General features: G+C 33.4%; 18 protein-coding genes and 1 pseudogene. 17 read left to right on the forward strand and 2 right to left on the reverse strand.

What is annotated here, in order from left to right:
- The 3 genes from ACXY7N_RS11060 to ACXY7N_RS11070 form a co-directional block, all read left to right on the forward strand.
- The coding region (locus tag ACXY7N_RS11060) for a hypothetical protein (RefSeq protein WP_488592402.1) at positions 1-265 on the forward strand (265 nt) is incomplete at its 5' end.
- A 210-nt stretch (positions 266-475) separates the two neighbouring features.
- Positions 476-742: an ArsR/SmtB family transcription factor gene (locus tag ACXY7N_RS11065; protein WP_016135038.1), complete on the forward strand. Its 267-nt coding sequence runs from the start codon at positions 476-478 to the stop codon at positions 740-742.
- A 190-nt stretch (positions 743-932) separates the two neighbouring features.
- Complete coding sequence (locus tag ACXY7N_RS11070; RefSeq protein ID WP_098986756.1) at positions 933-1,733, forward strand: ABC transporter ATP-binding protein; 801 nt, start codon at positions 933-935, stop codon at positions 1,731-1,733.
- 192 nt (positions 1,734-1,925) lie between these two features.
- Here the strand turns inward: ACXY7N_RS11070 and ACXY7N_RS11075 are convergent, their stop codons facing one another.
- The gene (locus tag ACXY7N_RS11075; RefSeq protein ID WP_016086977.1) at positions 1,926-2,249 is read right to left on the reverse strand and encodes a winged helix-turn-helix transcriptional regulator; all 324 of its coding nucleotides are present in this window, start codon (positions 2,247-2,249) and stop codon (positions 1,926-1,928) included.
- Between the two features lie 124 nt (positions 2,250-2,373).
- Between ACXY7N_RS11075 and ACXY7N_RS11080 the strand changes: the two genes are divergently transcribed.
- Together ACXY7N_RS11080 and ACXY7N_RS11085 are read left to right on the forward strand one after the other, a co-directional pair.
- Positions 2,374-2,907 (forward strand): NAD(P)H-dependent oxidoreductase, encoded by a 534-nt coding sequence (locus tag ACXY7N_RS11080; RefSeq protein ID WP_016135036.1) that lies wholly within the window; start codon positions 2,374-2,376, stop codon positions 2,905-2,907.
- A gap of 133 nt (positions 2,908-3,040) precedes the next feature.
- A complete protein-coding gene (locus ACXY7N_RS11085) occupies positions 3,041-4,543 on the forward strand; it encodes a class I adenylate-forming enzyme family protein (protein WP_016086979.1) in 1,503 nt (500 codons plus the stop codon).
- A gap of 251 nt (positions 4,544-4,794) precedes the next feature.
- Here the strand turns inward: ACXY7N_RS11085 and ACXY7N_RS11090 are convergent, their stop codons facing one another.
- On the reverse strand, positions 4,795-5,004 hold the full coding sequence (locus ACXY7N_RS11090) for a hypothetical protein (protein ID WP_016086985.1): 210 nt from the start codon (positions 5,002-5,004) through the stop codon (positions 4,795-4,797).
- A 175-nt stretch (positions 5,005-5,179) separates the two neighbouring features.
- Between ACXY7N_RS11090 and ACXY7N_RS11095 the strand changes: the two genes are divergently transcribed.
- From ACXY7N_RS11095 to ACXY7N_RS11150, 12 genes and pseudogenes are all read left to right on the forward strand, one after another.
- The gene (locus ACXY7N_RS11095; RefSeq protein WP_016135035.1) at positions 5,180-6,028 is read left to right on the forward strand and encodes a phosphotransferase; all 849 of its coding nucleotides are present in this window, start codon (positions 5,180-5,182) and stop codon (positions 6,026-6,028) included.
- Positions 6,029-6,055: 27 nt separating this feature from the next.
- Entirely contained in the window at positions 6,056-6,613 is a 558-nt protein-coding gene (locus ACXY7N_RS11100) for a DUF7010 family protein (RefSeq protein ID WP_016135034.1), read from the forward strand.
- 28 nt (positions 6,614-6,641) lie between these two features.
- Positions 6,642-7,466, forward strand: coding sequence for an MBL fold metallo-hydrolase (locus ACXY7N_RS11105; protein ID WP_016135033.1), 825 nt, complete (start codon positions 6,642-6,644; stop codon positions 7,464-7,466).
- 16 nt (positions 7,467-7,482) lie between these two features.
- Positions 7,483-8,049, forward strand: a complete 567-nt coding sequence (locus ACXY7N_RS11110) for an SGNH/GDSL hydrolase family protein (protein ID WP_016086989.1) — start codon at positions 7,483-7,485, stop codon at positions 8,047-8,049.
- 550 nt (positions 8,050-8,599) lie between these two features.
- On the forward strand, positions 8,600-8,995 hold the full coding sequence (gene spxA / locus ACXY7N_RS11115) for a transcriptional regulator SpxA (protein WP_016086990.1): 396 nt from the start codon (positions 8,600-8,602) through the stop codon (positions 8,993-8,995).
- A gap of 30 nt (positions 8,996-9,025) precedes the next feature.
- Entirely contained in the window at positions 9,026-9,160 is a 135-nt protein-coding gene (locus ACXY7N_RS11120; RefSeq protein ID WP_000573513.1) for a BA3454 family stress response protein, read from the forward strand.
- A 194-nt stretch (positions 9,161-9,354) separates the two neighbouring features.
- Positions 9,355-9,768: an Rrf2-family transcriptional regulator SaiR gene (gene saiR / locus ACXY7N_RS11125; RefSeq protein ID WP_016086991.1), complete on the forward strand. Its 414-nt coding sequence runs from the start codon at positions 9,355-9,357 to the stop codon at positions 9,766-9,768.
- Between the two features lie 125 nt (positions 9,769-9,893).
- Positions 9,894-10,229, forward strand: coding sequence for an IDEAL domain-containing protein (locus ACXY7N_RS11130; protein WP_016086992.1), 336 nt, complete (start codon positions 9,894-9,896; stop codon positions 10,227-10,229).
- A gap of 87 nt (positions 10,230-10,316) precedes the next feature.
- A complete protein-coding gene (locus ACXY7N_RS11135) occupies positions 10,317-11,000 on the forward strand; it encodes a DUF3888 domain-containing protein (protein ID WP_488592403.1) in 684 nt (227 codons plus the stop codon).
- 1,004 nt (positions 11,001-12,004) lie between these two features.
- Positions 12,005-13,324, forward strand: coding sequence for an aromatic amino acid transport family protein (locus ACXY7N_RS11140; protein WP_488592404.1), 1,320 nt, complete (start codon positions 12,005-12,007; stop codon positions 13,322-13,324).
- 141 nt (positions 13,325-13,465) lie between these two features.
- Positions 13,466-13,917: pseudogene (locus tag ACXY7N_RS11145) on the forward strand (SpoIIAA family protein).
- Positions 13,918-14,110: 193 nt separating this feature from the next.
- Positions 14,111-14,620: a heme-degrading domain-containing protein gene (locus tag ACXY7N_RS11150; protein ID WP_488592420.1), complete on the forward strand. Its 510-nt coding sequence runs from the start codon at positions 14,111-14,113 to the stop codon at positions 14,618-14,620.
- The last annotated feature ends 339 nt before the right edge of the window (positions 14,621-14,959 follow it).

The following is a 14,959-nucleotide window of genomic DNA, read 5'->3' on the forward strand; positions in this document are numbered from 1 at the left end:
CAATGGTAGAGGGTCTCAAGGGAATAATGGGCATCAGCAAGAAAACAATGGTAGAGGATCGCAAGGGAATAATGGACATCAGCAAGGGAACAACGGAAGAGGATCGCAAGGGAATAATGGAAATGGGCAAGGAAACAACGGAAGAGAATCGCAAGGGAATAATGGAAATGGGCAAGGAAACAACGGAAGAGAATCGCAAGGGAATAGTGAGAATCAGCAAGAGAATAACGGAAGAGGATCGCAAGGGAATAATGGACATCAGTAAGAGAACAATGGAAGAGGGTCTCAGTAAGGAAAGTTCCTACCACATAATATCGAGTGAAAGAAAAATCTATAGAATATTGAACAGAGGGGGATTCTTTCCATCTGAAGAGATTTTTTAATATTTTTTTAAAATGACGGACACAAAATCGTATATCCTTTCGAATTATATATATGGATATCATTAATGTTTATATAAAAGGAGAGAAAAAATATGAAAGAAATGTATGAAGAAATCACTGAAGTATTGAAGGTATTGGCACATCCTGTCCGTTTATCATTAGTAAAAATAATGCTTGCAAAAGGCCCTATTAACGTAACGACAATGTATGAAATGTTACAAATGCCTCAAAGTACAATTAGTCAACATTTATCTAAACTAAAAGCTACTAAAGTCGTTACAGGTACTCGGAAAGGGTTAGAAATTTATTATGAAGTAACGGATAAACGTACAAAAGAGATATTGTTAAGCTTAGCTTAAAGAGTGACTGTTTAGATTGTATAGTAATAAATAATTCCATATCAATATTGTTGTCTAGTAAAACTTTTGCCACTTCAAGATTGTTGTTTCCACTTCGTAGTGGAGAATAACAATCTTAGGATAGAGGATATCATTAATTTTTTGATATATTAAGAGATAGGAAAGACAAATAAGGGGTGGAAATAAAGAAATGGAATTATTTGATTACTATAAGCGAAAAGGGAAGTTTAAACTGTTAATTGGAACGGGTATTTTTATTCTTGCGTTATGCGCTGTATATGACGATTGGGGATATGTTAATTGGGGGCAGATTATCTTTTTTGTTATCGCTTCTTCTATCTTTTTTGGAATTGGATTTTGGCAGGTAAGAAAAGGGGATTTGATACAAAAGAATACGGTGAAAAGTAATATGACGTTTTGGGATGTGGAGACTTTTGTCGTATTAGAATTACCTAAGCGGAACAAGCAATATGGTTTATATCATCCTGATGGCGGATATGTTGCAGGAACAAAGATGGTTTCATCTAACATTCTTTTTTCAGTAATACCTTTTTTACATAATAAAGATGTTTATGGACTAGAAACGAGTAGCGGGGAAATTCTAGCCTATTTTCATACTGAAGTGGACGGGTATGATTGGGTAATCTATGATTCAAATTATAATCAGATAGGTATGTTTAAAGAAAAAATGATACAAGGATTTACTATGATACGTGGTACTTTGCTGACTGATAAAGCCACAAAATTGTCCGATGTAGAAGTTGAGTTTGATTTTATTCAAAGTACGCTTCGTACAATAGATGGGCGTACATTAGCAATCGGTAAGCAAGGATTTATGCCTATAGAATGGAGTGAAAGGTTCGTGGGTTTAAATGTACCTACTATTACATTAGGTTCTAATGCGTCTAATAATGAAAAAATTCTCGGTTTAGGGGCGCTCCTTTATAGCTTACGTACAATTGAAATTCGAAAAAATAGGGCGAGCGTTTAATGAGGGGAAGCAGTGTTTATATGCGGAACTTTATAGAAATTTCATTTTTCTAATTATATCTTTTTAGATTGATGGATGTGGGGTCACGTCCATCAATCTAAGAAAACAAGTTAGCCTAAAGACGATAAAAATAAGCTTTATAAAAATACAAAATATAAACGTAGAGGATTAAACAAAGTGTATAGTACTTTTCTAGTCATGTAACCTTTTCATTTGATGATCTTTTCCCCATTCACATAGTTCATCCATAATTTGCATTAAAGATTTCCCGTAGTCACTTATTGTGTATTCAACCTTTGGTGGTACTTCTTGATATACAGTACGATGGATAATCCCGTCAGCTTCAAGTTGCCGAAGTTGTTGTGTAAGAACTTTTTGTGTAATGTTTGGGATTTCTCGTCGGATTTCATTTGTTCGCATTTTTCCATCCATCAAAACACATAAAATATGAACTTTCCATTTTCCGCCGATTACATCGAGTGTCGTTGCAATTGGGCAGTCTTCATTTTGATTCATATAACACCTCCACAGGTACTTTAAGGTTCCTATAGCACTTTAAAGTACGTACTTTTCAATTATATGTAACTCGTTCATACTAATACGTAAAGGATTGAATAATTTCTAAGGGGGATGGAAGATGATGAAAACACTTGTAATTGTAGCACATCCTGATATTGAAAAATCAAAAATTAACAAAAGGTGGATTGAAGAACTTGAGAAATATTCGGATGAAATTACGGTGCATGAATTATATAAAGTGGCACCAAATTGGGAGTTTAATGTGGAAGAGGAACAAAAGCTGTTAGTAGAGCACGACCGATATATATTTCAATTTCCGCTCTATTGGTATAGCTCACCACCTTTATTGAAAAAATGGTTTGACGATGTATTAACATATGGATTTGCTTACGGATCAAAAGGGGATAAAGTGAAAGGGAAAGAGTTTGGTGTAGCTATTTCTATAGGGGGATTAGAAAAAGACTATGAAAATAGTGGAATCACAATGGGTGAATTAACGAAACCATTTCAAGCTACGTGCTTATATACAGACATGAAATTTATACCTTCATTTTATTTATATGGTGCCGAATATAAATTAAGTGATGAAGAGATTGATAAAAGTGCACCGGAGTATGTGCGCTATGTGATGAATAAGGAGTATTCTAATGTATAAGAGGAAATAGCCATTTACTTGTTAAGTAGATGGCTATTTTTATTGGATTTATATTCACTAAGTGTAATCTTTAGTAAATTAATAGTTAATCTGGTAAAATAAAAAACCTAACATATATAAAGGGGAGTTTTACTTGAGAACGATGCAAAAATTATTACAAAAAAGAGCAATGCAATCACCAAATTTGGAAGCGCTTGTAGGGGGAGAGAAAAGGTATTCGTTTCAGCAATATAATGAACGAGTAAATCAACTTGCACACTATTTGTTACATAAAGGTGTACAAAGAGGAGATCGTATTGGAATACTATGCAAAAATAATCATCCATTTCCAAGCGTTATGATGGCAAGTTTAAAAATTGGAGCTGTATGTATTCCGCTAAATCATCAGCTTACTGCTTATGAATTAGAAACGATTGTAAAGGAAGCAAAATTAAAAGTATTAGTTATTGATGAAGAATTTAATGAAGTTGTATTAAAAATTGATGCTGTTAAGGAAATTCCTTATGTAATTAAAACGACAGAAGAAGGTTTTGGTTTATTTGAACTTAAATTACAAGAACAGCCAAATACAGAGCCGAATGTAGAAGTTCATGAAGAGGATGATGCGATTTATTTATTTACTTCAGGAACGACTGGACAGGCAAAAGCGTGTGTGATTGGGCATAAAAACTTACATCACTATTTTGCTGAGATTGCAGGACAAAGAGAAATACCAGCGGGTGAACGCTTTTTATCCGTGCATCCATTATTTCATATGAGTGGCGTGCTTTCTATTTTAAATTGTATTTATCATGGCGTTACGATGATCTTCTTAGCAGATTCGAATCCTAGTCTGATTTGGGATACGATTGAAGAAGAGAAAATTACTACGATGCTTGCATTCCCGGCTGTTTATAGCTACATGCTTGATGAGTTAAATAAAAAAGAACGTAACATTTCGACTTTTAAAGTAGCGCAAAGCGGTGGTACAAAAGTGCCAGAAACACTCATTCAAAAATATATGGAAAAAGGAATATACATGGTACAAGGTTATGGGAGTACAGAAGGTTGGGTTGTAACTTCATGGCATCCAATGATGGGAAAAGAAAAGATGTCTTCTGTAGGGAAAACTTTGAAACATGTAGAGCTGAAAATTGTTCATCCAGAAACAGGTGATGAACTAACAACAAATGAAGTTGGCGAAATTCATGTAAGAAGTCCATACATGTTTAAAGGGTATTGGAATAATGAAAAGGCGACAAAGAAGGTAGTAAAAGATAATTGGTTTAACATGGGCGATGCTGGCATGATAGATGACGACGGATTCCTGCATATTATGGGAAGATATAAAGACGTTATCATACGCGGTGGTGACAACGTATATCCAGATCAAGTAGAAGATGTTATTCATGAAATACATGGTGTTCTAGAAGTTGCAGTAGTTGGGGTTCCGGATGACTTTTGGGGTGAGGTTCCGACTGCGTACATTGTAAAAGATATGCAAACGTCTTTAATGGAAGAAGAAATTATACAGCATTGTAAAGAAAAACTAGCAAGTTATAAAATACCCAAAGTTGTATTTATGGAAGAATTACCGAAAAATGCTTTAGGGAAAGTGTTGAAGAGGGAATTAAGAGAAGATGTATTTGTAAAATAAAAGCGATTAGATGATGATGATGATGAATCCAGTTATGTACAAAGCATAACTGGGTTTTTTCTTTATAATTCTGTTAGTGAATATTGTGGGTATTTGGAACTTTTTGTGTATTTTTGGTGTAATATTGAAAATAAAGGAATTATGTAGAAAATGATAATTTACAAATTGATATTGCTGGAACAGCGGTATATGTGAAAGAGTTTGAAGTTTTAATATAAAAAAAGAAAGCCCGGCATACATCCGGACTTTTATTATCTGTTCAATACTTCAATATACGAAGCATCTCCAGTTGTTCTTAAAGCAGAGCGAAAATTGTTATTTTCTAACGTTTCAGCAACTTGTTGTAACTGCTTTGCATCATCATGATGGATAAGCAAGCTGTCGGCACCGCTTTCTTCTATATGAATGTGTTCGACATTTCCGATTGCATCATGTACAGCTTTTAAAAATTCAGGTTTCATGGTGTCCTCCTATATGTATGTAACGTTGTTGTTAGTATTTCCTTATTTTTGAAATATAAAAGTAAATGAATTTTTGTTATATTAAGATTTTGGAAGGGGTTTCCTATTCGTTTGTCAAATAATAGTAAAGTTGTCTTTTGAATTGAGGGAATCTTCGGGATTGAAGGGTGAGGGAATGGACATTTCAATAATTGCTGCACAACTAGTTAAGGAGAACGTGATTTCACATTATCCAAATAGCATAAAAGTGTTGAACGGAGGAACGACAAGTACGGTATATTTATTGGACGGAAAATATGTTGTAAAGCTGAATGAAGCGGAAGTAATACGTGAAGAAGCTAATTTTCTTTCTTTTTATGAGGGGAATACTTTGTTTTCAAAGCTTTTGTATAAGGAACCTTTCCATACGTATATTGTGTATTCTTTTCTTGAAGGTAGTATTTCGTGCGAACAAGGATATAAACGAAGTACGCTTCGTACACTTGTAAAAGAAGTTATCAATAAGTATAAAATGATTCCAGAGGCATATGGCTGGGGATGGAAAGAAAGTCCGGTTCAATCTTGGAATGAATTTTTAACGACAAATGTGATGGAAGCTTATGAAAATGTAAGACGATACATAGGTGAGGAAGAGTATAGAACAGTTCTTAAGTTAGCAAATAGTCCAAATAGGGGGACTGGAATAAATCAGCCTTTTTTATTGCATGGCGATTTCGGATTCCATAATTTTATATTTCAAGAGAATAGGTTACAGGGAGTAATTGATCCCTTACCAGTGTTAGGAAATCCTATATACGATTTAATTTACGCGTTCTGTTCAACTCCGGAAGATGTAACAAAAGAAACAATTAATTATGCGATGAAACAGTGTGTATTTCATAGAAAAGACCATGATTTATATGAAGAAATAGTCATAGGATTATATTTGCGTATAGATACATGTTTAAGACACCATCCGAAAGATTTAGAAGATTACTTGGAAGCTTGGCGTTATTGGATGGGTGAGGTTGAGACTACTTTATAGCACAAATATTTTTGGGGAGATGGTGAGATGAATGTTGCAGAAGCGAAAAAGGATTTAGCAATCAAAACGAAGAGAGGATTACCGATTATATTAGCCGGCGTTTTATTTTGGATAGTTATGAGTATAACGGGCTTTGTTCTTCCGGAAAAACAAGTTGTGTGGGTATATTTAATTGGTATGGGATGTGTATTTCCTTTCGGTTTAATGATAGCTGCTATATTGAAAATTGATATGTTTGCGAAAGGAAATCCGTTAGGGATTTTGGCAGGATTAATTGGTGGGATAAATGTATTAAATATTCCGCTTGTATTACTTGCCTATTTTCAATTTCCAGAATGGTTACCTTTTGTAGTAGCGATGTTAATAGGTGTTCATTTTATCCCGTACGTATGGATTTATGAAAGCAAAAGTTATGGTGTATTGTCGGTAGGGACTGTATTCGTAACGTCAGTTTGTGGGATTCTTTTTGCAGAAAAAGGATTTACTGTAATTCCATTATCGGTTACAGCTGTTTATTTACTTACTTTTATAAGTTTAGTAATTGAAAATAAAAAAGCAGATCATTATCAACAAAAATCAGCTTAATAAAAAATTAGGGATAGGGGAATTTATTATGAAAAATTACGTTTGTACAACATGTGGTGTGCAGTATGCAGCGAGTGTAGAGGAACCGGTGAGTTGTCATATTTGTGATGAAGAAAGGCAATATATTAATCCGAAAGGGCAGTCTTGGACGACTTTAGAAAACTTGCAAACGAGTGATACATATAAAAATGAAATAATTGAAGAAGAAAATGGGCTTTATAGTATTACGACAAAACCAGGGTTTGCGATCGGTCAAACGGCATTTGTAGTGAAAACAGAATCATATCGTTTACTATGGGACTGCATTACTTATTTAGATGAAATGACGATTGCGAAAATAAAAGAGCTTGGCGGATTAGATGCAATTGCATTGTCTCATCCACATTATTATTCAACGCAAGTAGAATGGGCAGAGACATTTGATGTACCAATTTATATACACGAAGATGATAAAGAGTGGGTGATGCGTCCGAGTAGTCGTATTATTTATTGGTCTGGTGAGTCTTTACAATTAGCTGACGGAATTACTATTCATCGTCTCGGAGGACATTTTAGTGGCGGTTCTGTCTTACATTGGGAAGAAGGAAATGATGGGAAAGGTATTTTGTTAACAGGTGATATTATTCAAGTTGTAGCGGATGAGCGATGGGTAAGCTTTATGTATAGCTATCCAAACTTAATTCCATTACCAGCGAGAAAAGTGGAAGAAATGGTGAATCGAGTGAAGCCGTTACAGTTTAATCGGTTATACAACGCTTTTCATCGAGTAGTAAAAGAGAATGCAAATGAGGCAGTGGAACGTTCTGCAGAAAGATATATTAAGGCAGTAGAAGGAAAGTTATTTCATACGTAAAAGGAGAGTTAGCTCTATGAAAACGTTAGTATGCTTCGGTGATAGTATTACAGCTGATGAAACATTTTTTAATGGAACGCCGAGGTTAACGCCACGTTTGCAAGAGATGTTCCCGAATTGGAAAGTAGTGAATGCAGGTGTTCCAGGTGATAATACGTTCGATGCGTTACATAGAATTGAAGAAGATGTATTATCATATAAACCAGATTTTGTTACGGTTTTTCTTGGTACGAATGATGCAGTTTCATTTTCACAAGTGACATTACAAGTATATAAAGAAAACCTAGAGAAGATTGTGAAACAGATTTCGTCAGATAAAGTACTGCTTATTAGTCCTGCCCCAGTTGATGAGGAAAGACAGCATAGTAGAACAAATGAAGTGCTTGGTCAGTATGCAGACGTAGTAGAGGAAGTGGCGAAAGAAACAGGAAGCTATTTTCTAAATTTGTATGCTGAAATGATTCAAGAGCCTCAGTATAAAAGATTAGTAGAAGATGATGAAAAAGACGGTTTACATTTTGGCCGACAAGGTTATGAATATTTAGCGGAGTTAATTGGTAAAAAGTTAAAAGAGATTTTGTAAGAAGCAAAGTGTGCGCGCTTTGCTTTTTTGTTTGCGTATTTCCTCCTACAATGCTGCTGTATTCAATGCAGTAGCTTTTATTATGCTAAATATATTTCATAGTAGCACATGTAAGAAAGAAATGAATAAAGTGAAATATAATTAGACCTTACCAATCGGGTTATTAAGGGGAGCCCGACTTCGACCTAACTTTTTCGCTCTTGCCGAATTTTGAGGCGGGAGTGTTACTGCACAAATAGCGGGATAAAATGTACTTTAAAGTGCATGGGGAAGTGGTTAGCCGTAACACTATGGGATGTTCGAACAAAAGAAAATGATTTGTTCCGCTAATGGAATGCATCCAAGACTTAACAGTTGATTATTAGAACTGTAAAGTTTAAAATTACAGTATAGTTTTTAGAAGTGAGTTGCTATCGTTTGTAAAAAAACAGATAAATTAAATATTCTCGAATAAATAATATAACGTGTATTTCATTTTAAACTGTAATTTTTTTTAATACATTTCAATAATCTATATAATAATTTTAAAAAGTAAAGGAGTGTGTAGAATATGGTGGTTTTATATACGACAGCAAGCTGTAGTTCATGCCGAAAAGCAAAAGCATGGCTTGAAGAACATCAAATTGATTATACCGAAAAAAATATCGTATCCAATTCTCTTACAGTCGATGAACTTAAATCCATTCTTCGTTTAACTGAAGAGGGTGCAACTGAAATTATTTCAACTAGATCTAAAACTTTTCAGGAATTAAATATAAATATTGAGGCGCTTTCGCTTAATGAGTTTTATAAATTAATAATTGAGTATCCTCAAATGTTACGTCGTCCAATTATGCTGGACGAAAAAAGATTACAAGTTGGTTTTAATGAGGAAGAAATTCGCAAATTTTTACCGCGTAGCGTTCGAACATTTTTGAATATTGAATTGCAAAAAATGGCTAATTAATAAGTAATATTTTGAAAGGAGGAAACAGAAGTGATTGAAGTATGTGTTACAGTTAATTATAAAGATAGAAACTATCACACAAATGTTATTGTGAGTAAAGATACGATTTGGACAAAAATTAAACAATTGGCAGAAGAACAAGTTAAGAAACAGTGGACTGTTTAAATCTATTTGCAACTTAAAAAGTTAAATGAAGTTAGGAGATATAGGGGAGTTCTGATAGAATATAAAGGAATTTATTTTTTCATGCTAAGCATGCTTCTTATATATTTTAACGTTTGACTAACCTATCTGTAATATTTATGGCTACAGTATGTTACTAAGCGAGAAATCATATTTTTTATCGTAGGAGGAAAACAATGAACAGTGACTTTACCTTGGCCATTCACAGTTTAACTTATTTAGCTTTACAGCCAGACCGGATGTCAACAAGTAGTGCTATTTCAGAAAGTGCAGGTGTTCATCCAGTGCGCATTCGCAAAGTGCTAAGTTTGTTAAAAAAACATAAGTTTATACAATCAAAAGAGGGAACTGGTGGAGGTTTTATTTTTGCTCGAGATTTAGGTGAAGTGAACCTTTGGCATATTTATCAAATAACTTCAGAAGGTGCATTGCAGCCGAAGTGTCCAGAATCAAATAATCAGTGTATTGTAGGTTCGAACATGCGGAAAGTTCTTTTTGCTATTTTCTTAGGTGCGGAAGAACATCTAGGTGAATATTTAAAGAATTATACAATGAAAGAAGTTGTTGATCTTATTAATCAAGAACGTTAAGCGGCTTAATTATTATATAACCGTGAGTTCTTAAAAATTAAATGTAATGAAAAACATTACAGTTTAAGTTAGTTTTTATATCTTTTTTATCATCACAAAAAATATTTATAAGAAGGTGAAAAAGTATGATGTCAAATAATAATCATGTTTTAAAAGTGGGAGATTGGGTTCGTGGAATATCAAATGAAGGTGAATTTATACTTGGTTACATTGCATCACTTGATGACGTAGAAGATATAGTTACAGTTAGTATTGTGAAACGTGACAATAAGTACACAAAAAACGAAGCGATTTTACTCTTTAGTAAACACGTTAACAAACTCCCTGAATCAAAGGTAATCAATAAGGAGCAAATCCTTTATCTTATAGACCTTGCGTTATTAACAGGAGATGAAGAATGGTTTATTGAGCTTTCTGCAAAACTGAACTCGATAAAAGAGCTAGTTAATGGGGGATTTTAAAGCGTACATTAGTTACTTTTAATAGGGCGGATTGTGCAATAATATCATCTCTTTTGTTGCATTTTAATAAAAGAGGTGATTGATGGTATGAAAATGAAAATAATTAGCATCATATGTTTTCTGAGTTTTTTATTACCCTGTATTTCCGCTCAAGCAATTGTAAAAAAAGAAAATAATAGAAATGAAAGCTTTGACATAGATTTAACCGGTTATGAACTTTATTCGTTTGGTGATTTTAATCAATTAGGTTATAAGATAACGCCACTTACTCAATTGTTTCTAGGGATAGTTCAAACAGAAGGTGAGTGGATTGATGAACCACGATTATATATTAAGGGAAATAAAGGTTATTTTTATCTTTGGAAAAAGGACGGTACGAATGTTCTTTATACCGTTGAAAAGAGCGGTGACTTTTGGGGAATTATAGATGTGAAAAGAAAGAAAATCAACAGAATACCTGTACCAAAACAGTTTTTAAAAGAAGTAGTCATGAATCTCTTATTAGAGCCAATAAGTAAAGAAGTTGAAAACTATTATAAGGAACCAAAACTATGGGATCGAGGTTCTGAAAAAATACTTGAAATAAAAAAAGACGAAGTAAACTCTATTTTCTATGTAACTGTTCAAATTCAAACTTTTGAGGGTGCGCACAATCCACCTTATGGAGAGGACACAATTATTTTTCGTATAAAAGGAAATGATGTAAAAACGATTCATTACAAACATAGGGATATTCCTGAAGAAGAGTTAAAAAAACTCGAATTAAGATGACATGGAAGTGAGTTGTTTGCACACTCCTGATAATGATGTAAATAAGCTGTCTATATCGGCAGCTTATTTTATTTTTTTGTTTAGCGTAGGTTTTTGCAAAATGTTAGCGGTCCTCTCATTGCTATCAAATAAACGTATTTTCCTAAAAATGTATATGAATGCAATGTCGATAATATATATCCTGAAAATTGGTTTGTGCATTCGAAAAGATATTTCTTTTTAACCACATTAATTATTTATTAGAATATCTTTTTGAAATTAAAATAAAATTTTTCGATAAAGAAGGATATAAGTGTTTTTAAAATGAGCAGCTCGGATAAACCATATTTTACTGTATTTTATGCTAATTAATTCCGTTATAAGTGATAGGAACAAGGGTTGTGTGCTAACTGTAAAATGTTATCCATGTAAAATTATTTCCAATTAATATTTCTGAAAATATAAAAATATTAATTTTATAAATATACACGTTATAATGAGGGCGTCGAGAGAAATTTTATTATCTCTGGAGAAAATATAAAAAATGCGATTACTAGTAAGAAAGGTGTGTGATTAGAGGCGAAATGTATGTAAAGTGCTTCAGTGGCTTGTGTAATCAATACCATAAATGCTGCCGAAGTTATGAAAGTGATGTATAGAATTGAGAAAGAAATGCCTCATAAATGAAGAGAGGCCGGTTTAGCTAAAATTACTGTTACAAGTAAGTAAGAGAAACCATTAAAGTAATACACTGTTATTAGAAATGTTGCAACGTATTTATGAAGTCTATTCAATATTGTTCTCTTAAGAGGTCTTTATATAAAGGGCGGATATTACGAGTAAACTTTTATGTGAACGCTAACAATTATATTAGGACGCTAACTAGCGAATGTTTCAATTTGGATTCATTATGATGAAGGACATACAATGTGGGGCAACTTGTAAGGAATTCATTTTCTAAAAAAGGGAAATATTCGTTAGCTATAAAGAGAGACGCAGGAATAGATACAAGGGGGAGTTATTATATGAACGGGAATACTGCAAAGAAAATAGAAGTTCAAGCTGAAAATATCGCACTAAAAAATGAGCAATATGCAGATCCGAAAAAGTGGCATAAGCAGGATACTACATGGGCACTCAGTCTATTTGGAACTGCAATTGGAGCAGGGGTGCTCTTTTTACCGATTAATGCAGGTTCAGGTGGTTTATTATCATTACTACTAATTACATTGCTTGCGTATCCAGTTATGTATTACTCACATAGGGCACTTGCTAAAATGATATACGCTTCTAATTCTGCTGATGAGGGGATCACAGGTACAATTAGAGAGTATTTCGGAAATAAAGCAAGTATCATTTTTAACATCGTATATTTCGGTTCAATTTATACAATCGTATTAATGTATTCGGTTGCGCTTACAAATACTGCAAGTAGTTTTATCGTGCATCAATTGCACATGCCAGAACCTCCAAGGGCTATTTTATCACTTGTATTAGTTCTTGGTCTTATCGCTATACTGAATTTTGGTCAAGATATTACTGTAAAGGTAATGAGTATGCTAGTGTATCCTTTCATAGCTTCTCTACTTTTTATCGCAATATCTTTAATTCCACAGTGGAATACGTCAATGCTTAGTTTTTCAGCTATTTCTACTGCTTCAACAGGAACAGGATATTTTGGAACGATATTAATGATTCTACCAATCATCGTATTCTCATTTAATCATTCACCTATGATTTCATCATTTGTTGTGAAACAGAGAGCTACGTATGGGATAGAAGCTACTGATGCGAAATGTGCGCAAATACAAAAGATTTGTTATATCATGACATTTGCGGTTGTTATGTTCTTCGTCTGGAGCAGTACATTGAGTTTGACTCCAGATGATATTAAAATGGCAAAAGAGCAGAACTTATCAATCCTTTCATATCTTGCTAATGAGCTTAATTCGCCTGTAATCACGATTGCAGCTCCTATCATTGCTTTTGTGGCTATTACAAAGTCTTTCCTTGGCCACTATATCGGAGCATATGAGGTAATGCGTGACGTGATTATGAAGTTCGGTAAAACACGTGGAAAAGATATAGAAGAAAAAACAATTAAGACAATAATCCTTACTTTTGTCGTATTAACATGCTGGTATGTTGCTTATGCAAATCCAAGTATTCTTGGAATTATTGATTCACTTAGCGGTCCATTAGTTGCTGCTATCTTATGTCTATTACCGATGTATGCGATTCAAAAAGTACCAGTACTAGCTAAATACAAAGGGAAAATGAGTAACGTATTTGTTATTATTGTAGGTGTACTTACTGTGTTAGCAAGTATTAAATCATTATTCTAATTCACGATTGTTAGTTTTAATGCAAAATAAAATAGAACGATTTTGGGACAGGCTTCTCCGTTTGGAGAGTTTGTCCCTTTTTAAATTAGCGACAAAAGGTCATCTTTCACATAAGTTCTTTTCGCACATAAGGTTGCTTTATTGCGTAACACTTTTATCTTATTGATTTTATGAGGGTTTTACGCATAATTGTAACTAAGGGAGATGATTCCAAGTTGAGTAAGCCGAATGTAAGCACAACAGTTTTAGGAGATATAATTGTTACCCGTCTTATCGGCAAGATTAAAACGGATGATGTTTATGAATGGTTTAATGGTTTCGAGCTGGTTTGTCAGCAATTCATTTCTGAGGGGCGGAAATACAAATTGTTGATAGATAGAAAAGGATACACGCCAGATCATTTTTCTGTTCAAAAAGCATGGAAAGATAAGTTTTTCAATGAAACGATTTTGAGTCACAGTAAGGCAATTGCTTTTCTCCTTGAAGAAGGGGAGATACTGAATTATTTACAACAAGCCAATACAAAAGAATCCGTAAAGTTTTTTGATGATTATGAACAAGCATTCTTTTGGTTGAATGAATATCTCATATGAAATTGTTAGCGAACCAGTTGCTTAATCAACTGGTTTTTTTATGCTTGTAAGCAGTATCCGGAAGAAAACTTCTATACAAAATGTTTAGTAAGAAAGGACATACATTTTTAATGCGCTAAATATAATTCATATTAGCACCAGGAAGAAGAGAATACGTTTTATGGTATTAGATATATTGATTTCAAAAATATCAATGTGGCATAAGGTGATTAAGGGGGATAAAGATATGAGTACTTCGAATCTAAATGAAATAGGTAAGCAAATTTTAATAGAAGAGGAAACACTTCAATTTTCCTCTTTTACAAATGAAGATGCCTTGCAATTAGGTTTATTTATCGTTGAAACAGCAAAGCGAGAGGGGAAATTGATTGCTGTTGATATAACGAAAAATGGTGTGCAATTATTTCATTTCAAGATGACAGGGACAAATGAGGAAAATACGAAATGGATTGAGCGTAAAAAACGAGTCGTTTCCCTGCATGATCGTAGCTCGTATTATATGCAGATACAAAGTGAAATAACTGGAATCTCATATAATGAAAAATATCTTTTAGATACTTCGGAATATGCTGCATTTGGTGGATGCTTTCCTATCAGAATAAAAAACGTAGGGGTTATTGGAATGATAACAGTTTCAGGATTACCACCAGAAGGAGATCACGAATTGGTTATAAGAGCGGTGAAAAATCATTTGAAGCAATAATAAAAAGGAAAAACCGAACAAAAAGATGTTCGGTTTTTCCTTTTTATTATTCTTTTCATGTAATGGACATATTTCTAATCTTTTCTTAATAAATAGACAAGCACGAAAAGATATTATGGAATGAAAAATCTTTAATTCGAGACATTTTCCTTGACGATGATAATCTATGTAGTTAATATGATAGACATAAAATAACTTAATTACTTTTAATAATTAAGTTATTTTATATAAGTTATGGTAGGTAAGTAGGATGTGGAAAAAATGCTTTGAATTGCCACTATTAATATTGGGGACAATTAGAAAGCGACAACTATAAAAAATTAGAAGTTAAGAAGTAAG

Source organism: Bacillus sp. 5w2 (assembly GCF_054353775.1).